At 41.9% G+C, this 18,952-nt stretch carries 15 protein-coding genes and 1 pseudogene; 7 read left to right on the top strand and 9 right to left on the bottom strand.

The window, feature by feature from the left end; genetic code table 11:
* Nucleotides 1-228 precede the first annotated feature (228 nt).
* The 5 genes from D9603_RS20310 to D9603_RS20290 all read right to left on the bottom strand — a co-directional run bounded on the left by D9603_RS20310 (nucleotide 229) and on the right by D9603_RS20290 (nucleotide 4,166).
* Nucleotides 229-543, bottom strand: a complete 315-nt coding sequence (locus tag D9603_RS20310; RefSeq protein ID WP_125250407.1) for a DUF6172 family protein — start codon at nucleotides 541-543, stop codon at nucleotides 229-231.
* 271 nt (nucleotides 544-814) lie between these two features.
* The gene (locus D9603_RS20305; RefSeq protein ID WP_128732681.1) at nucleotides 815-1,591 is read right to left on the bottom strand and encodes a hypothetical protein; all 777 of its coding nucleotides are present in this window, start codon (nucleotides 1,589-1,591) and stop codon (nucleotides 815-817) included.
* A gap of 295 nt (nucleotides 1,592-1,886) precedes the next feature.
* The gene (locus D9603_RS20300; RefSeq protein WP_241651731.1) at nucleotides 1,887-2,663 is read right to left on the bottom strand and encodes an ion transporter; all 777 of its coding nucleotides are present in this window, start codon (nucleotides 2,661-2,663) and stop codon (nucleotides 1,887-1,889) included.
* 179 nt (nucleotides 2,664-2,842) lie between these two features.
* Complete coding sequence (locus tag D9603_RS20295; protein WP_128732680.1) at nucleotides 2,843-3,151, bottom strand: hypothetical protein; 309 nt, start codon at nucleotides 3,149-3,151, stop codon at nucleotides 2,843-2,845.
* A gap of 109 nt (nucleotides 3,152-3,260) precedes the next feature.
* A complete protein-coding gene (locus D9603_RS20290; protein ID WP_128732679.1) occupies nucleotides 3,261-4,166 on the bottom strand; it encodes a LysR family transcriptional regulator in 906 nt (301 codons plus the stop codon).
* Nucleotides 4,167-4,319: 153 nt separating this feature from the next.
* Between D9603_RS20290 and D9603_RS20285 the strand changes: the two genes are divergently transcribed.
* The 4 genes from D9603_RS20285 (at nucleotide 4,320) to D9603_RS20270 (ending at nucleotide 7,247) form a co-directional block, all read left to right on the top strand.
* A complete protein-coding gene (locus D9603_RS20285; protein ID WP_128732678.1) occupies nucleotides 4,320-5,006 on the top strand; it encodes a type 1 glutamine amidotransferase domain-containing protein in 687 nt (228 codons plus the stop codon).
* Nucleotides 5,007-5,028: 22 nt separating this feature from the next.
* The gene (locus tag D9603_RS20280; protein ID WP_128732677.1) at nucleotides 5,029-6,090 is read left to right on the top strand and encodes an NADP-dependent oxidoreductase; all 1,062 of its coding nucleotides are present in this window, start codon (nucleotides 5,029-5,031) and stop codon (nucleotides 6,088-6,090) included.
* A 97-nt stretch (nucleotides 6,091-6,187) separates the two neighbouring features.
* Nucleotides 6,188-6,796: a glutathione S-transferase family protein gene (locus tag D9603_RS20275; protein WP_128732676.1), complete on the top strand. Its 609-nt coding sequence runs from the start codon at nucleotides 6,188-6,190 to the stop codon at nucleotides 6,794-6,796.
* Nucleotides 6,797-6,929: 133 nt separating this feature from the next.
* Nucleotides 6,930-7,247 (top strand): hypothetical protein, encoded by a 318-nt coding sequence (locus D9603_RS20270; protein WP_128732675.1) that lies wholly within the window; start codon nucleotides 6,930-6,932, stop codon nucleotides 7,245-7,247.
* Between the two features lie 162 nt (nucleotides 7,248-7,409).
* On the opposite strand, the gene D9603_RS20265 is transcribed toward D9603_RS20270, so the two are convergent.
* The 3 genes from D9603_RS20265 to D9603_RS20255 form a co-directional block, all read right to left on the bottom strand.
* Nucleotides 7,410-9,422, bottom strand: coding sequence for a prolyl oligopeptidase family serine peptidase (locus tag D9603_RS20265; protein WP_241651732.1), 2,013 nt, complete (start codon nucleotides 9,420-9,422; stop codon nucleotides 7,410-7,412).
* A 318-nt stretch (nucleotides 9,423-9,740) separates the two neighbouring features.
* Nucleotides 9,741-11,438 (bottom strand): hypothetical protein, encoded by a 1,698-nt coding sequence (locus D9603_RS20260; RefSeq protein ID WP_128732673.1) that lies wholly within the window; start codon nucleotides 11,436-11,438, stop codon nucleotides 9,741-9,743.
* A 452-nt stretch (nucleotides 11,439-11,890) separates the two neighbouring features.
* Entirely contained in the window at nucleotides 11,891-12,901 is a 1,011-nt protein-coding gene (locus D9603_RS20255; RefSeq protein ID WP_206644526.1) for a nucleoside hydrolase, read from the bottom strand.
* A gap of 314 nt (nucleotides 12,902-13,215) precedes the next feature.
* Here D9603_RS20255 and D9603_RS20250 point away from each other — a divergent pair, with 314 nt between their 5' ends.
* The 3 genes from D9603_RS20250 (at nucleotide 13,216) to D9603_RS20240 (ending at nucleotide 16,848) form a co-directional block, all read left to right on the top strand.
* Nucleotides 13,216-13,761: a carbohydrate binding domain-containing protein gene (locus D9603_RS20250; protein WP_128732671.1), complete on the top strand. Its 546-nt coding sequence runs from the start codon at nucleotides 13,216-13,218 to the stop codon at nucleotides 13,759-13,761.
* Between the two features lie 283 nt (nucleotides 13,762-14,044).
* Entirely contained in the window at nucleotides 14,045-16,363 is a 2,319-nt protein-coding gene (locus D9603_RS20245) for a TonB-dependent receptor (RefSeq protein WP_128732670.1), read from the top strand.
* A gap of 236 nt (nucleotides 16,364-16,599) precedes the next feature.
* Entirely contained in the window at nucleotides 16,600-16,848 is a 249-nt protein-coding gene (locus D9603_RS20240; protein WP_128732669.1) for a hypothetical protein, read from the top strand.
* Between the two features lie 130 nt (nucleotides 16,849-16,978).
* On the opposite strand, the pseudogene D9603_RS20235 reads toward D9603_RS20240, so the two are convergent.
* Nucleotides 16,979-18,365: pseudogene (locus D9603_RS20235) on the bottom strand (hypothetical protein).
* Between the last annotated feature and the right edge of the window lie 587 nt (nucleotides 18,366-18,952).

Raw genomic sequence — 18,952 nt, 5'->3', positions numbered from 1 at the left:
AAATTTTTGCCTTGCCTACAGGACGTAGGTACCTCGGCGTGAGCAGGACGTGGAAGTGGTGTTATCGACAAGGTTTTCTTGCCTCAAAATAGACCACTTAATTAAGAAAATTAATGGTATTAAATCAAGGTAAGCCAACATGGCTAGAGGAGGGGGAGAGGATATTATGGCTGTTGAGCTAAAGCTCGACCCACAAAAAGTGGCTTTGCAGGTCGGTTGTGACTCGAATTACTCGTCTTCTAATTCATCGTCAGATAGTTCGTTTGACTTTCTGACGCATGGCTTTGCTAGGATCTCAACATAAAAAGAGGTCAAATTCTCTGTTTGTGTTTTATCTATTAATTTGTTTAGTTGTGATACATGGACAGGTTCAGCTTCGGCTTCAGTGTTACCAAACTTACAGTCAAAATCCCAATAATCAGCACCGCTAGGCAATGTTTTATTGCGTTCGCGCTTTAGGTATTTTTTTAGCTCATGCTTTACCGCGTCAACGCGTCTTTCAAGTTTGATTTTAGGGTGAATTAGTTCAAATGTTTTTTTCATAATTGCCTTCAAGCAAAAAATACTCAATCGGCAAAACAGTATGCCTGAGTAGGTAATTTGTATTGATTTGAGCGTAAAGCCTACGCTTAAATCAATACAGAAGTGTAATAGAGTATTTTACGATATATTTTACGAACTGGCGAGGAACTTTATGTGCACTCAAAAGATTTTAAGCCGTTACGGACTTTACTGTATCGAGAAAGTTAGTGTTAGTTGACTGCGCTGGTGCGCAGACAACTAACAGAGTTTGTATCATCGCTATCGTTACAGATTAATCTGTTTTTTGTTGAGTTTGATTTGAGTTTGTTGACGTTAATCTTAATGATAATTGCTCTAGCTTTTCAGACATGGCGGCTTGAGTCATTTCAAGCTGCGCAAGGCTGCTACCGATTTCTATCTGTTTAGTATCTCGGCTCTGTGATTGGGTGTTTAATTTGTCTACGGTACTTTTTAAAGCGGTAATTTGACTTTTCAGGTTTTCTGCTGACTGTTGCTGCTCCTCTAATAGCGATAGCTTAAGTCCCATTTCTGTCTGGCTTTGTGATAGCGTATTCACTTTTAAATTGATACCAGATTGGCTCTTAGTCGCACTATCAAGCTGTGATTTGAGCTGTTTGATTTCCGATTGATTACGACGCCAAGCCGAGCCCCATAGTTTATCCATTTGTGACCATAGCTCATCGGTGCGTTCTGTGAGTGTGGCAAGCTTGGCTTGCATCGCACCTGCCGACAGATCCATCTCTTCATCAGTCGCTGAAAGAGTATGCTCCAACTGGGCAATACGCGTTGTTGAAGCTAGTAATTGAGCTTGCGCTTCTGATAGTTGCTTGTACAGCCCAAACACTGCTACTGCCAAGGCAACAATAGCAGCGATACTTATCCAGCCGATGATACCTGTTTTTTTGTTTGTTACTGATTTTGATTCTGAGGCGTCAGCAGCTGATGCGGGTAACTTGTTATTTGCTTGATTGAGAGAGTCTTTAAACGCCTCAACCTGATCTAAATCGGGTGTAATACTTGGCAGCTCAGGCTCAATTCTTTTATCCAACGTCTATTCCTCTCTTTTGGGGTTTTCAGGCATTTTGCAGCTTAAACTAATTGGGTTGATTCTCCAACCAATTTAAGAGATAAGGTGCCGCGAGTAGCTGTATTGAGGGGGTTATAGGGTAATACCAGTCAGTGAGTTGCTTAAAGAAAAAATGCTTTTGCTAGAGTACGCGCACAAAAGGCTATTTTTGAAATCGCTAGCTAGGAAAGGAGAAGAAGACGCGCTGCGACACGTCTTCTCAACTCAAAATAGAGCACTTCACTAAGTTTTTAGTATCGTGTTGTTAGAATGCTACCTATTTTTTGTGCTTTAGGAGCTGGTCGAGTTTTTCTTCAACCCGCAAAACATCTTCTCTGGTTGCTAATACTTGCTCTGGCTTGCCTTCTTCCTCGTGCATTACCTGCATTGCATCGACAATAATACCAATAAAGAGGTTGAGCACGGCAAAGCTGGTGATAATAATAAACGGCACAAAGAACAACCAAGATTGTGGGAATAACTCCATAGTCGGGCGAACAATTCCCATTGACCAACTCTCTAGTGTCATTACCTGAAAGAGTGTGTAAGCGGACGCGCCAATAGAACCAAACCATTCCTGCATATTAGGATCTGGATGCTGGCCAAATAATTTTGTGGTGAGAACCGCAGACACATAAAATACAATACCAAGTACACCAATGACCGAAGCCATACCCGGTAGTGAGTGTCCTAGCGCACCAATAACTCTGCGCATCTGAGGGACGACAGAGAAAAGTCTTAAAACCCGTAAAATTCTGAATGCACGCAGCACCGACAAAGCACCGGTTGAGGGAGCCCATGAAATAGCGACAATCACAAAGTCAAAGATATTCCACCCAGACTTGAAAAACTTTACGCGATAAACAATCAGTTTTAGCGCCAGCTCAAGGGTAAAAATCAACAATATGACTAGGTCAATTTTATGCAGTAGCGCCGCATTGTCTTTGCCAAACTGGGTGGTTTCAAGTCCCAATGTCACAGCATTAAACAAAATTACCGCAATAAGAAAGTTCTGAAACGGTTTTGCTTCTACGAGCGCAGTCAGTTTTGACATTACATTGTTTGAAGGTGTCATGTGTGTAAAACGAATAACTAAATAGGTACGCCATAATGTAGGGCAAAACATGGTTTTTCAAGACTAAAATAACCAAAACACGATACAACTGCTCTAAAAGCCGTGGCAGTAGACTAAGTTACTTGTTTGGGGAGTGATTGAAATCTTGGTTTTATCAACTAATCCTCCGGCCCGAGTAGGGTATAGGTGAGGTGCTTACGCATATCTTTTAAAATCACCCCTTTTTTCAGCATGGCGGCGCTTAAACGTTTTTGCCATTTTAGGAGATCTGGTTTTGCAGCTTCCAATGTTTTTTCATTCTCAAATTGGAAAAAGAGTATTAATGAGCCGGGGAACAAGTGATATTCGACATCAAACCAGCATTGCACCATGCCGGGAATTTCAGCTAGAGCTTGTTCTTCAAGCTTGTCTGCAATGGTGAGTACCAAGGCTTGCTGTTTTTCTTGTACTTTTGAGAGCTTTTTCATAATGGAGTCCTGATATAGTGTTTTAGCCCAGCGCGCCATTATAACTAACCACTTTGAATTACAACAGCACAGATACTGATGCGATAACACATTTGCTATGCTGGTGGTACTAGGTATTTACCAATTGACGCTGAAAGTATCCTTTTAGAAAATCCAGCAGTAACCGCACTTTTTTAGAGTTAGTATTGCCTTCGGGGAACACGCCATAAACATGAATGTCAGGTAACGTATAGTCATCCATAATAGTAACGAGTGTGCCCGCATCAATTTTGGGGCGGGCATCGTAAATAGGAATACGACCAATGCCATGTCCTCCCTCTACAAAAGCCGTGCGAGCAGCGGCATTATTTGTGCTGATGTCTCCTTTCATCGTAATACTGTATGCGCGATTGCCTTTACTTAACGTGAGGGTACCTGAAGTGAGTTTGTAGATCACCCAGCGATGTTGATAAAGGTCGGTGGGGTGTTTTGGTGTGCCATATTTGCGCAAATATTCCGGCGACGCACATAAACAAGTTTTTAGTATTGAGAGCTTACTGGCTTGCAGTCCTGAGTCAGGAAGTGGTGCGCCACGAATAGCTAGGTCAATCCCTTCTTTGATGATATTCACGACTTCATCTGTGAGCATAATATCGAGCTGAATTTTTGGGTACCTAGCACTAAATTCATTCAGCGCAGGCACGATGGTTTGCAGGCCGACGTTAACCGGACACGTGAGTTTGATTAGACCAATTGGCTCTTTCTTTAAATTTTCTATTTGTTGGTTTGCGGCAAACGCTTGTTCGGCAATAACACGGCAGCGTTGATAATATTCGCTGCCAGCTTCAGTCAAAGAAATGGTGCGCGTGGAGCGGTTAAGTAGCTTTATACCCAATTGTGTTTCTAGCTTTTTGACATGGTAACTTACCACAGCACGGGATAAGTTAAGCTGTTTTGCTGCACCGCTTAATGTTCCTTGTTCAATAACTTGTGCAAATACCACCATACTTTTTAGCTGCTCAAAAGAGACGTTCATATTCGCTCCAACTCGCCTTGATAAACTAGATTGTATCAATTGTTTGAACAAAAAGTTAGCTTTTGTCTGCATTGTTAGATTGGGTTTTAGCTCATATCCTATTCTTTAGCGTTACCAGATGGTGGTAGCAAATCCAACTTGAGGGCAAAAGTAATGACAAAGAAAATATTGATGGTACTTACTTCACATGCAGAGTTAGGTGAGACAGGTGAGAAAACGGGATTTTGGATAGAAGAGTTTGCTGCGCCTTATTATGCTTTTATTGATGCAGGACTTGAGGTGACGATTGCTTCACCTAAAGGTGGTCAGCCACCAATCGATCCAAAAAGCCAAGAGGCTGATTTTCAAACTGAGAGTACTAAACGTTATTTCGATGACAAAGAGGCGCAAGCGCAGATAGCAAACACTCAAGTGCTTTCACACATGGATGCTGCACAGTTTGATGCCGTATTTTATCCCGGTGGTCACGGACCGCTGTGGGACCTTGCAACCAATAATCATTCAATTCAGTTAATTAACGCTTTTTTAGCAGCTAAAAAACCAGTCGGCGCGGTATGTCATGCTTCAGCAGTCTTGATGGATGTTATGACGGAGTCAGGCGATTATTTAGTCAAAGGTAAAGCAGTAGCGGGCTTTACCAATAGTGAGGAAGCTGCGGTAGGTCTGACAGAAGTGGTGCCATTTTTATTAGAAGATGAACTGGTAAAGCGCGGTGCTGATTTTCAAAAAGTCGATGATTGGAACACCTTTGCGGTGAGAGATGGTTTACTGTTTACAGGACAAAATCCAGCGAGCTCTGAACTTGTCGCCGAGAAAATGCTGACGTACCTAAACCTCTAATATTTAGTAAAAGGAGCCAATTATGAGCAATTCACTAAATCGAGCTCAAAACGCACAATCGAATCGCCGCATCACATTGGCGTCACGCCCGCATGGTGCACCAACGCAAGAAAATTTCAATTATGAAGAAGCGCAGATCCCAACGCTAAAAGAGGGGGAGGTGCTTCTTCGTACCGTCTTTTTGTCTTTAGATCCTTATATGCGTGGCCGTATGAGCGACGCAAAATCCTATGCTGATCCGGTAGCTATTGGCGAAGTGATGGTGGGTGGTACGGTATGCCGAGTTGAAAAATCAAATAACCCTAAATTTACCCAAGGTGACTGGGTACTCGCGATGAGTGGATGGCAAGACTATAGCGTTTCGGATGGCACTGGCTTACTTAAGTTAGATAGCAATTTACCCAACCCATCATACAGCTTGGGCGTTTTAGGAATGCCGGGGCTGACAGCTTACATGGGATTGCTGGATATAGGTCAACCTAAAGCAGGCGAAACGGTTGTCGTTGCAGCAGCAACAGGCGCTGTGGGGAGTCTTGTTGGACAAATTGCCAAACTACAGGGTTGCAAAGTCATTGGTATTGCTGGTGGCGAAGAAAAATGTCGCTATGCAGAAAGCGAGCTTGGTTTTGATAGATGCCTTGATCATCGTAGCGATGATCTCGCTGAGCAGTTAGCTCAGGCTTGCCCATCGGGTATCGACGTCTATTTTGAAAATGTGGGTGGCAAGGTGTTTGATGCGGTGTTGCCTCTTTTAAATCCAAGCGCTCGGATCCCATTGTGTGGACTTATTTCCCAATATAATGCGACAGACTTGCCATCTGGGCCTGATCGCCTGTCTTTGTTGATGGCGACTTTGCTAATTAAGCGGATAAAAATGCAAGGTTTTATCGTCTTTGATGACTACGGTCACCGTTTTGATGAGTTTAGTAAAGCAATGTTACCGTGGCTGCAAGACGGAAAAATTAAGTATAGAGAACACTTAATTGACGGAATGGCGAATACTGTTGAAGCGTTTATTGGTCTGCTTGAGGGTAAAAACTTTGGCAAACTTGTTGTGCGTTTAGGCCCTGATGAGCTGGTATAACGCTTAGTGAGTTTTAAGGCGTAACTTAATCAAATACGAATAAGTATATCCACAGAAATTACTTATCTACAGCTAAGCTTAAATGAGGAAAAACAAAATGTTAACTGTACACCACCTAAACGCGTCTCGCTCTACGCGGGTAATTTGGCTTTTAAACGAACTGGGTTTAACGTATGACATTGTCAGACACCAACGCGACCCCGACACGCATCTTGCACCGGATAGTCTTAAAGCGATCCACCCGCTCGGAAAAGCGCCTGTACTGGTGGATAACGAACATACTTTATGTGAATCAGGCGCAATAATGGAATATATTTTAGATAAATCTGAGTCTAATCAAATGAGACCCGAGCATGGGACACCTGCATACTACAAGTACTTGGAGTGGACACACTTTGCTGAGGGGTCTTTGGCGTTACCAGTGATTGCATCAGTAGTGATGAAAATGGAACAGCGTCAAGGAGATCAAGCCATGGACTCGTACATCAATAAAGAGATTGATGTTGATTTCTCGTACATTGATGTCACCTTGGCAGAGCAAGCGTTTTTTGCAGGTGAGGAGTTTTCTGCGGCTGACATTATGATGACGGTGATGTTAGATATTGCAGATAATATAGGGTTAATTAGCACGCGAAAAAATATTAAAGCATATCTTAGTAAGATCCATGACCGAGCAGCTTATAAAGCAGCACGGGAACAAGGGTAAAAGTGAGATACCACGGTATCTTCTTAGTTGTTATTTTAATGTAAGGTTTTCTTCATTTAAATGAAACAGGGGGTGGCTATTTTTAGCATGCACAACAACGTGCTTAAAAATTAATATAATAAGGAAATATCCAATGAAGAAAGCTATTTTACTTCCCCTGTTGCTTTTAGCCGGTACCGCACAAGCAAAATTTGTTACTTGCACTGATGAAATTGATAGTATTTATATGCACAGTGATGGTGTTGCTTGGATAACACCAGAGCGACATGAAACTATCGAGCTAAAGCCAACACATCCTGATTACTATAAAAACCTAGGTATCTTGTATTCAGCAATGAAACTTGGGAAAACAGTGGTTTATACATCAGATAATGGCGAAGAAAATACCAACAAGTGTCATGATACTGATGAAACTTTATTTCCATTATTTAATATACTAAGAGTATATTAAACCTGGTTGTTGCTCATTTTAAAGTTTTACTTTTGGTGATAAATCGATGCCCTAATAGCTTGGGTTTTCAAACGTTTTACTTATAGTGCAACGCAAGATGTTTTTTTAAAGTGCTAGGGCTATAACCCCAGCACTTTTTATCTATAAAAATAGCTAACCGGACTATTTTAATCTATCCATTAAATACACATATTCAAGACTCTTAACCATGGCGCGTTGTTCATTATTAGCAGCACCAGCATGGCCTCCTTCTATATTTTCAAAGTAAAGTACGTCGAATCCCATATCTTTCATCTTGGCAACCATTTTTCTAGCGTGACCTGGGTGTACGCGGTCATCTCTGGTTGAAGTAGTGAAGAATACTTTAGGGTATTGCTTATCTTTACTGAGATTGTGATAAGGAGAATAAGTCTTAATGTATTCCCACTGCTCAGGTTGATCCGGATCGCCGTACTCACCCATCCAGCTTGCGCCAGCTAAAAGTTTGTTAAAGCGCTTCATGTCGAGAAGAGGGACCTGGCATATCACAGCATTGTATAAATCTGGTCGACGTGTAAATGCAGCACCCATTAATAGTCCACCATTGCTTCCGCCCTGAATGCCAAGGTGTTGTGGCTGAGTAACCTTATCTGCGATAAGCTGCTCGGCAACGGCTTCAAAGTCTTCATAGGATTTATGACGGTTTTCTTTTAACGCAGCTTGATGCCAACGAGGGCCATATTCTCCACCGCCTCGGATGTTAGCAAGCACAAATACACCACCTTGCTCTAGCCAGTTTTTGCCGATACTAGCGGAATAGAAAGGTTGCATTGATACCTCAAACCCACCATAAGCATATAATAATGTAGGGTTTTTACCATCAAGCTTTAGTGATTTTTTGTGGACAATAAAATAAGGTATTTTTGTACCATCTTTTGACGTTGCAAACTTTTGTTGCGTAACGAACTTACTTGAATCAAAGTGTGACGGGTTACCTTTGAGTTTGGTGATTTCTAATGACTGGCCATTCACGAGGTACAAACTGGCTGGCGAGAGAAAGTCAGAATAGTTCACAAAGAAATCATCTCTGTCTGGATCGGTATCGAAGACAGACAGTGAGCCTGTTTCAGGGAAATTAACTTGGTCAACTTGCCACTGGCCATTTGCTTTAGGAACGTAGCGGAACACTTTATTTTTCACATCATCCAAGACCGTCACAAGAATGGCGGACTTAGTGAAATCAAGCGATTCAATCGAGCGTGTTGCTGTTGGTTTGATCAGGCTGGTAAATTTGATGTCTTCTTTTTTGATGTCATCAATGTTGGCGTAGATCACCTCAGCTTGTTCAAATCCTTTCCATGACGACTTCAATTGCACGAAGAATTTACCGTTATTTAAACCTAAGAAGTCTGAATCTTCGGGAATGGGAAGCTTTAGTTTGTTACCATTATTAACCTGATAGATATTTCTTGTATAAAAGCTCGTCGCTTCATACAGCATGTGATACGACGCGTCGTTGTCATAAATTGTCAAGCCACCTACGCTAATTGCGCTTGGTTTTGCTTCCAACACTGTCTTAGCGTCCTTAAGGGGCGTTCCTCGTTGCCAAATTTTGACGATTCTTGGATAGCCAGAGTCAGTCATTGAGCCTTCGCCAAAGTCGGTGCCTACAAAGACCGAGTTGTCATCATAAAAAGAAATGGTGTTTTTTGCTTCGGGTAGATAAAAGCCGTCTTTAACAAATGACTTAGATGGAATATCAAACTCTCTGACAACCGTTGCATCTGCACCACCGCGCGATAAACGTACTAAACAGCGCTCGTATTTGGGGTAGTGGCATGTGATCCCACTGTATACCCAGTTCTCGCCTTCGGCTTTAGCAAGTGCATCAAGATCTAGGATTGTCTCCCATTTTGGATTATCTTTTTTGTATTCCTCTGAGGTTGTTCTTCGATAAATCCCTCTGACATGATCTGCATCTTTCCAGAAATTGTAGTAATAACCCGCTCGTTCAGTAGCGTATGGGATGCGAGACTGATCATTTAAAATATCTAATGTATTTTGATAAATGTTCTGATACGCAGGACTACTTTGGAGATACTTTAGAGATACCTCATTTTGTTTGCTGACCCACTCAAGTGGTTTTTCACCTTCGACCTCTTCAAGCCAAAGGTAAGGATCCGACTGTGTTGCCATTGATTTACCCGAGATTGCTGATAATGCGCAAAGTGCAGTAGCTGCAGCGATGTGTTTCTTCAAAATGATGTTCCTACATTCACTTAATTTCGTCCTTTTTATCATTTGATGGCAAAAATAGGAATGTAATATTATCAAAAAAGTTACATCGGTTTACATAGTTTTACGTAGGGCGCATAAAGCGATCAGCTTTATCAGCAGTATTTGATAGCTTGAAAGATTGGAAAGTGGGATTTTTTGAATGAAAGGTAAACGAAAGCTACACAATAGCGTGGCATTCGTTTACCTTAAAATGGGTGTTTTATCTAAAAAGTCAGATTAATTGCGGCCTCTGAAATCTTTTAAAACATGATCGTTAGGATCTAGCTGCTGATTTTCAACCCACTCTAGCCATTGCTGCAATGAAATAGAAAGCTGCATTGAGTAATCCAAAGAGATCCATTCTTTCTTGTCCGGCGCAAAGTCATAATGAGGCTGAGCTAGGCTTTTACCATCGACACGAATATTAAAGGATTCACCTGCACCCGTATTGGCGAAGTACAGGCTATCGATTTGTGCGAAGTTAATACCATCATGGATTTCACCTGTGTCGCCACCTCTATCTTTACCCAATGTGTCGCTGTTTATAAGCGGTACCGCACATTCAGGCGTTTGCTCTCCAAACTGTGAGATCATCAGTGGTGTATTACGCTTACTATCAGGTAAAGAAGCGGTGCCATGGCAAGACATACAAGAGCTGTTGGTGTTATCGGCAGGACCATTCAAGCGATTGTTACAACCAAGGTGTCCAACTTGGCGTGTCATAGCACTGCCACTATACTTGTTAAGTTCATCAACTAAAGACCAGTTTATCACTGCTTCTGAAAAGCCATTCTCTCTTGGATTCACTGGTGTATTAAACGCTAAGTGGCCTTTTGCAGGCGTATCGTTACCCCACATTAGCCCTAGCCATGTCATCTTCTCCCATGGGTTTTTGACTTTTGCCTTGCGTTGCCCGTCCGCCACAAAGGTGCCGTATACCCAGCCTGTATCTTTTGCTCTGTCGTCTCTGACGGCGACATCAAATTGAAGCAGTTTTACGTCATCCCAAGCCTGACTGTTACGCTTACATTGCTTACTTTCTTCAATAAAGTTACATTCCTTGCGCTCGTTACCATCTTTATCTTTGCTTCCTGGTGCTACTTTACATTCACAGTAAGCGGGGTCTGAGATATTGGCATTCCAGCTTGGTAATCCTGCTAACACAGGTATTTGAGCGATAGTTGAAGTATTAAATAATGGCTTAATAATGACGGCACCTTCGTGGAATCGTACGCCTTTTTTTGGTAATTTAGCTGTGCCATCTTCTTGCCACACTTCGCCTAAAGTGTATGCTGCTGTAGCATTATAAAAGCCGACAGCCCACATGGTCGAGGCATCTGTACCCGAGCTATCTTGCACCGAAAAAGTGACTGGAGCTTCACGTGTTAAGCCCCTAATGTACTCCCGCCCTGAAAGTGGATCGTAAGTTTGAAATGGAATGTGGAACCAAGGTCTATATTTATTTTCACAAGTATCAAAGTCCCTTGAAGCAACTCTTCCTTTGCCCGCAATATTTCCTTCAAGGCCATAGGCATAAACAAGCTTTATGTATTCTTTGGCAAGCTTGCTTTTTTCTCGTTGTGAGGTACTTTCATCGAATAGTGCATCAAACTTGGCATCATACCAAGGCTGATTTTTCTTCGGTTCAATAACAAGCTCTCGTGGGTATTTATCTGAGAGTGCGAATATTCCTTCATCCCATAGCGTTGTTGGTACATTAGAAATAGTTTGGCCTTCCCACATTTTTGTGAATTTGGGGTTAGGGTCTTGCCAATAGCTAGGGTATGTTTGGGTACAGGTATTTAGCTCTGTATATTGACCTTTATACATTGATTGTTTGTACCAAGGTTCAGCTTTCGCTGTTACAGAATATGACGCGAGTGCAGACAATACTAGTGCAGCCGCCTTTACTGTTGATGAGTTACTGATGTTCATTATATTCCCTTTTGTTACTTGATACGCAAACAGAAGGCGTTCGCCACGCCAGTCAGAGCGAATAGTAATTGCATTAGTGCTTAAACCAATTTGAAGGGGGGAAGTACCATACTCGCTTGGCTAACGGCTTAATTTATAAAAATTAAGTTATAATATTTGCCCTACCAACATGAATGGGTAGTTCTGCCGCAGCGAGCCATGGCACAGCGTGGCTTCCCCGCATCAAAAAAGCTCATTTGCTCAATTTAATTGCTATAAGCTGAGCTTGTCTGTAGTTATCATCGGTGACAGAAATGAGTTTTGTTGATATTACTCGAGTAAATTGTAGTGCTGAGTGAAACACTTTGGTATTACACGAGATTACGTTAGATTACACTTTGCTTTTGCGGTATTGAGTTTTTATACCGTTACAGAGGGCTTGCCCACAGCAAGTGGGCAAACTGATAAGCGGATTAATCGTTGAATACAGCAAGGTAAGTTTCGTACACGAGAGACTTATTTGCGGAAATCGCAACGTTTATCTTAGTACCATCTCCTTCATCTACAATCAATTTTCCTGAAGTATCTTGCTCTTCATTCATGGCTTGCTCGATGCGGATCGCAAAGGGCTGAGTTGAAACAATATCTGGGTTGGTAATAACGCAAGCGGCAAGAGGATCCCAAAAAGATAAGAAGCTGCCGATCCCTTCTTTGTTGTCAGGATAGTCAAGTACTTCAGATAAGAATTGGGCTTGCGGCGACTGAATACGCTTGAGTTGTGTCACAAAGTCATTGTCAATTGGTACATCCTGTGTTGCATTTAATGCAACCAAAGTGACAGGGATCCCAGAGTCAATAACCTCTTGTGCACCGAGCGGGTCGATAAAAATATTCCATTCAGCCACGGCATTTGAATAGTAAGGGTTGTCGCCCAAAGTATCGAGTATGTTACCACTTGCGCCAGGCGTGATGTACTCATCAGTAAGGTTTCCGCCCATCATGACTATTTGCTCTATGGCGTTGAAAATACCTGTTTGTAACTGTTTATCAGTTTTGGCTGCTTGGAATAGTTGCCCAAAGTTTGTTCCACCTCCAATGGATAATACAGTCACCTTATCTGATGTGGACAAAAAGTAGTCGGTTAACCATGCTTGTGCCTCATATATATTTGCTTGCCTATTTTCTTGGGGGAATGTGGCTTGGTAATGGCTATCAGCACCTTGTCTGACATTGGCAGGGAAAACATTACTATATCGCAGTGGTGCATTCGCACCTTTTAGAATCGGAAGCTTTTGCGTTTCATCGCTATACAAGGTCAAAAAGTTAGCTAAATTTTCCACCCCTTTAGACAAGTGAGCGGCGCCACAGCCGGTAACGCTGATAGCTAATACTTCTATTTGTGGATGTTGTAGTAGGTAAGCTAATGCCATGTAATCATCAAAGTCCATGTCGGTATCAATGATAACTTTTGTTAATTTGCTCATTTTCATTTCCTGTCTAACTGAGTGAGTTAGGAATATAGAAAATAAACAGCAGTAAAGATATTACAGTGAGTTACATAGCATTACACCTATGTTTGCCTGTTACAGCAGCTCTTGTTAATTAATTATCTTAATTTCTGCGTTGCTAATTTTATAGGTAGTTCGTGTATTTTAACGAGTGCTCGTGTTTGCTAGTCAGAAGCAATACTTGAAATCTTTTAATAGTCATCAAAATAGCAATCAGCCGTTGTTGTTATATCACTCATCAATAAATACACTGAGCAATATTGCTAAAGGGGGGCTAAAGGATGCTCAGTGTGCGTTTATTTATATTAGTCGTGGCTATTTTACTTTCTGGATGTACTGTTGCTAGCCAAACTTTAACACCTAATCAGTGGCGATATGCAACGGATCCACATGGTAGCCAGGCTACATATGATGAAGGATTAGTACAAAATGGTGTGGTCTCGGTGCACTTTACTCGGGTTCCTCGTGTTGATAAAGCGAACAATTCTTGGGTGGAGTTGATATACGATCTACCCCAACAGTTAACCCCCGCATTTATTGTTACCCTTGCCTATAAAAGTGATAAAGCCGTCATTGTTAAACTCTCACAACAAGAGTATGGGGGGCTGGGCGATAAAAGCTACGCCCATTACCAAAGCGTATTGCCAGCCTCAAATTCTTGGCAGGTTGTTCGGCTTTCTCTAAGTGATTTTGAAAGGCCGAGTTGGACGCCTGAGTGGTCCAAAGATAAAGGGATTGTACTTGAGCATATTTCCGCGCTTTATTTTGTGCCTGATCTCAAGGACGCAACTGGTGGAGAGGCGACGCTTAGTGTTAATCGTCTAGAGATAGAGTAGTTGCGCTTGACGAATATCTCAGTGAAGTAAAACTGAGTTGTTAAGGGTTATAGCGAGCTTAATTTAAACCAGTGCTGCTGCGTTTAACGTAAAGCGCTTCTCTTTGAATTCTTTTTTATTGATTAGCTCGGTCTCATACTGTTTTTTAGTACAAAGATGAATGAGTATGATACAAGACAGCTCCCTGGTACGAACAAATTATCAAGCGTTTCAACTTTACTCCCACAGATGTGAAATTCTGACTAAACTTAAGTAACTCAGTCAATAGTGAGTTTGTATTGTTATGTCTAGCCACAACTATATCGTGGGCACCAGCGTACTGTTCGCATCGCTCAATTGCACGGGATTATCGGCGAGTGAGGAGGACTTGTTTTCATTGTCACTCGACCAGCTTTTAGAGGTAAAAGTTGAGGCAAGAAAAGTCACTGAGAGTTTACAGCGCACGCCAATTTCAGTGTCGGTTTTATCACAGCAGCAAATTCAACAGCGCAATATCACAGATTTATTGAGCGCGAGTTATTTCATTCCCAACGTTGATGTGACAACGACTGGAGAAAATTCAGGCTGCACCCATTGTGCAAATATTACCATACGAGGGGTGGGTCAGGTTGATCCGATACCTACAACGGACCCCAGTGTTGGCATATATGTTGATGGTGTTTATCTTGCTCGCTCCGCAGGCAGTATGTCGCGATTTTTAGATATGGAACAAATTGAAATACTGCGGGGGCCTCAGGGGACACTTTTTGGTAAAAATACGATAGGCGGTGCTGTTAATATTCGTACCAGCCCTGTAGTGGATGAAACCATCTTTAAAACCTCACTAACGCTTGGAGATTTTGACCGTCGAGACCTAACCATGGTGGTTAATCAACCGCTCTCAGACCACATTGCGATAAGAGTGGCAATGGCAAAATATGACAAAGATGGCTTTGTTCGTCGTGTTAATGGTAGTCAAGAAGGAGGCGAAGATGATTTTAGTTTGTCAGCTAAGCTACATTATCAGGCAAGCGATGACTTAAGTTTTCGCTGGCAGTATAGCCGTCAAACACAGAGCCGGGGGAGTGCACCTTCTATACTTGCTGCCAAAAATGATGATGCGATTTTAATCCAGCTTTACAATATATTCGCAGAACTTGGTGGTGGGGTGGAGCCAATTGAGCCGCTACAAGTTTTTGATGATAAGTATCTTAGTGCCTCAGAGCAAAGTAACAGTAACAGCTTTAGGCACACAGGAATTTCGCTACAGGCTGATTATCGGCTAACTGATGCGATGTCACTCAAATCCATTACCGCTTACCGGTCGCTAGATGCCTTTTATAGCCGAGACTTCGACAACAACCCTGTTAATATTGGCGTCACTCAAGACTGGCAATGGCAAAACCAACGTAGTCAAGAGTTTAATCTAACTGCACAGTTTGACGATTATGATTGGTTACTTGGTGTCTATTATTTTGATGAAAATATCAGTTATCGTGCAGACTTTAACTTTTTTGACGGATTATTTCAGGCGCTTGAAGCTATTCCGACACCGATTGATGGCTCACCTTTATCTGCACCAACCGATATTGGCGGTGCGGGTAACCCATTAAATGCTGCATTTGATTTCCACAATCGCTTTTTAAATGAAATTGAAAATACTAGCTATGCCATATTTGGTCATATGAATTATCACTTTTCACCAACTTGGTCAGGCATTGTAGGTGCAAGGTATACCCGTGAAGATAAACGCCAAGAGGTGACAGGGTTAGCCTTAGAGGCGGACGTGCTGCTTTTATCTCGCACTAACCAGAGTGAAGCTGGAGCTGTGACACCAAGTTGGAAAGTGTTTTCCCCTATGCTTGGCCTTCAATATCAACCCAATGAGCATGCAATGTTTTATTTAACGGGATCAAGAGGGTTTAAGTCCGGTGGTTTTAATGGCTTACCCAGTTCAGCTGCGGCAATCCGACCTTTTGAACCAGAGCATTTAACCGCGTATGAATCGGGCCTGCGTTCGCAGTGGCTTGATAACCGTTTGCGGATTAATATTTCCGCTTTCTACTTGCAACATAAAGACATGCAGTTGAGGGGAGGGGAGTCGACTCAAGAAGGAGTCGAAATATTTATTGATAATGTAGGTAAGACCAAGACGAGAGGGGTTGAGTGGGAGTTTGAAGGGTTACTTGATGACGATGTTGGTGCCTCTATCTCAGGCGCTTTTACCCGCTCTGAATTTGTAGATGTGGGCAATGCCACTCAAGTTACACTCGATAGTACCCCCATCCGTACACCCAAGTGGTCATTAACGAGTAGTATTTGGAAAAATTGGTATCTAGGTGGGAATAAGCGACTACATACTCGATTGGATTGGAGCTACCGCAGTAAAATGTATACAGATGTCTTTAATTCTCCCTTTGCACAAACTGACCACTTAAGGTTGCTAAGTGCAAGAGTTCAATTGGACTTCAGTGAGCATCTAAGTATTAGTGTACATGCTAATAATCTAACCGACGAATATCACTTTATTGGCGCTAATGATTTTCGTGAAGTATTTGGTATTGCGGAGTATTGGCTAGCACCACCAAGAGAAGTAGGCGTGACCATGACGCTTAATTTTTAAGTGCTAAAGAACAGGCGTCATAAAAATAAGTTGTTTATTGTAAAGTGAGCGTTGGGTGTGCTTCTTGGTGTCATTACAGTGTTTGGCTTTGGAGTGACCGCCTGATCTGGGTAGCGTACTTCAGTTTGAGATAATAAATATCGACCCCCTGCTATCAGCCTGTTTTAATGATGGGTTTAATCCACGTATCATAACTGTTATCCTGCGCGGCAACTATGGTAGTTGAGATAGAGCAAATGATTAACGATAACGATGTCATAGAAACTTTAGAAGAGCTTGAAGCATTTTTATTGCTCATTGATAACGGTGGGTTGGGTCTTCAAAATGTTGCAGGGGTAGCATTGGCGACTAACAATAGTGATGGCAGGCCGTTTGTTGCTGTTCTTGATGATAATCACCAGCTGCTATTGGGTCGCTGGGTATCTCAAGCTGTGTATGAAAATGGTAAAGATTTGGTACGTTATGGGCCAAAAAAAGCCCATTAACTACTTCAAAGCAACTTCAAAGTGGGTTTTCAGTTTTGTTAGCCCACGATTTGCCGTCCATTAGGTGGCTCGCTAGTGTGCTATGGAAGCTATGATGCAAGCCACGTCCAGTAATGTGGTCTCTATGTGGTTATTGTTCATTCTCAATATACACTGAGTCACTCGCCATAAGTTCTATTGCGACTATTTCAGAGCGGTTCATTGTTAACTTATAACGCTCAAGCTGGATCCCTTTTGATGATTGAAAACGCATCACTAAGTTTATCTGATAGCGTCGCTCTACCGACTTCTTCGATACCTTTTTGCCATCTAGGTTATATAACTTACCAGCGCCTTTTTTTAAGTAGCGCGAGAAAGCGCTCATATTGAACGTAATACGCTGTTGTACCTCTTCATAACCTGGGAGGAACTTGTCAATTTGCACTTGGTTTTTGCAGCAAAAGTGCATGAGGTGTGCCGCTTGTTTATTTTGTTGACGACGTTTTTTTTAGTAGCTTATCGACATCTTGAGGTAAATCTTTTTTACGGATATGTTCAAGCCAAATCGTTTGTGTACAAACGATTGCATCCGTAACGGAGTTTTTAAACTTATTGCGCCATTTAGGCCGACCACGTTGAATATAACGCCATGCCCATTGCGTTAAATCCTCTTTGAATGTTTCTCTAAGGCCATAGATCACCCCAAGTAACGCGATAAGCGCCACTGTAACTTCTTGGAAGTTAGAGCGAGCATTGAGTACGATAAACATCACAAATGCCATGATTATTCCTGTGACAACCCCTCGCACTAGGCGCTTTAGGTTGGTACTTAAGTCTATCGTTTGTTTATTAAAAACCACGCCATATTCGATTAGGCGCTCGAGTAACTTCATTTTGTTGGTAATGCGGTTTGGATCGCTTAGTGTAACTTGGGAGTTATAGCGTTGCTCCTCGCGATATTGGCTTTCACGTTGACAAAACTGCGTAATGACACTGCGCTCTTGACTAAAGTCGCTGGATTTTGGACCGGTTGACAGCAGTTTCAAAAAAGCCTGCTCTGTATGCCAGCTTAAGTAGTTATCGGCATTTTGATAATAAGGTTGTAGTTTATTGTCTGGTGGTGTGTAGCGCCTTAGTTTCTTCAGCAAACGCTCGGTTTCTACAACCAATAACTGTGCGGCTGGATAAAACTCATCGGCTTCTTTTAGCTTCAGTGTCTGCTTTACATCAGCATCTAATGCAATACGGATCTGATAGCAGAATAAATTTAAGTTGACTCGATAATCTGTTTTCTGACCTTTACTTTGACTGATAAAACGGCTTCGCACCAAGGGTAGATGAAGTTGTTCTGAGTAATAGGCGCTGTGGCTTTTGATGTTGGCATTAAAGTATTCGATTTCATTTAGGGTGCTGCTATTGATCCCCATATCAGTTGGGATCGAAAAATACAGGTCGAGTTGATTTGTCTCTTTGGGAAGAAGTTGATAATTAATTTTAAAAGATAGGCTTTCGTCTTGGCTTAGTTTAGCTCTACTCACTCGGGTATGATACCTCCTTGATTGGTATGTTTAGAGTATAACATACTTAACTCTAAACTTGCATGCTGATACTTGTAACATGTTGTTTTTAAATTGGATTTAGCTTTTTGGTGGGGGGCTTTGATATTACGTCCAGCCAACGCACTGGCACCAATACTCTGTCGGCAAGGTGAACTTGCGCATCAATTGCTCATTGTTGGGAATAAACTTACCTTGCCTACAGGAAGTGGGCACCTTAGCTAGAGCTGGATGTGGGGGCGGTGTTATCCCCAAAATTGTCTGGCTAGATAAGAGTATAACTTAATTTATTCATTAAAAACAATTGGTTATCTCATTTCTTGTTCCAGCTTCAGGTTAAGTAAATTAACCTGAACTTGGCATAAAAATTTGCTCTCTAGCTGCTGTTATCCCCTAATACAGCGTTAAATTTATCTGTCATGGACGCACAAATTTGCCTTATATTGAGAAATGGCTTGCAGTTAGAGTGGTATTACGCTTTGAAGTGTAGGTGTGTTATACCAATTTGACTTAATACTTGCTCAATTTGAAGGAGTAAATCTGACGCCAACAGCGTTAAAAATTTCTCA

The sequence above is a fragment of the Pseudoalteromonas sp. PS5 genome (assembly GCF_004103255.1).
GTDB classification, from domain to species: Bacteria; Pseudomonadota; Gammaproteobacteria; order Enterobacterales; family Alteromonadaceae; genus Pseudoalteromonas; species Pseudoalteromonas peptidolytica.
The sequence above is the reverse complement of the archived record's forward strand: the minus strand, read 5'-3'. Positions and strand labels throughout refer to the sequence as shown.

Coding starts and splice junctions, on each gene's coding strand:
- D9603_RS20310 (WP_125250407.1), bottom strand. CDS start 543: ATGAAAAAAACATTTGAACTAATTCACCCTAAAATCAAACTTGAAAGA.
- D9603_RS20300 (WP_241651731.1), bottom strand. CDS start 2,663: ATGTCAAAACTGACTGCGCTCGTAGAAGCAAAACCGTTTCAGAACTTT.
- D9603_RS20295 (WP_128732680.1), bottom strand. CDS start 3,151: ATGAAAAAGCTCTCAAAAGTACAAGAAAAACAGCAAGCCTTGGTACTC.
- D9603_RS20290 (WP_128732679.1), bottom strand. CDS start 4,166: ATGAACGTCTCTTTTGAGCAGCTAAAAAGTATGGTGGTATTTGCACAA.
- D9603_RS20285 (WP_128732678.1), top strand. CDS start 4,320: ATGACAAAGAAAATATTGATGGTACTTACTTCACATGCAGAGTTAGGT.
- D9603_RS20280 (WP_128732677.1), top strand. CDS start 5,029: ATGAGCAATTCACTAAATCGAGCTCAAAACGCACAATCGAATCGCCGC.
- D9603_RS20275 (WP_128732676.1), top strand. CDS start 6,188: ATGTTAACTGTACACCACCTAAACGCGTCTCGCTCTACGCGGGTAATT.
- D9603_RS20270 (WP_128732675.1), top strand. CDS start 6,930: ATGAAGAAAGCTATTTTACTTCCCCTGTTGCTTTTAGCCGGTACCGCA.
- D9603_RS20265 (WP_241651732.1), bottom strand. CDS start 9,422: ATGGCAACACAGTCGGATCCTTACCTTTGGCTTGAAGAGGTCGAAGGT.
- D9603_RS20260 (WP_128732673.1), bottom strand. CDS start 11,438: ATGAACATCAGTAACTCATCAACAGTAAAGGCGGCTGCACTAGTATTG.
- D9603_RS20255 (WP_206644526.1), bottom strand. CDS start 12,901: ATGAGCAAATTAACAAAAGTTATCATTGATACCGACATGGACTTTGAT.
- D9603_RS20245 (WP_128732670.1), top strand. CDS start 14,045: ATGTCTAGCCACAACTATATCGTGGGCACCAGCGTACTGTTCGCATCG.
- D9603_RS20240 (WP_128732669.1), top strand. CDS start 16,600: ATGATTAACGATAACGATGTCATAGAAACTTTAGAAGAGCTTGAAGCA.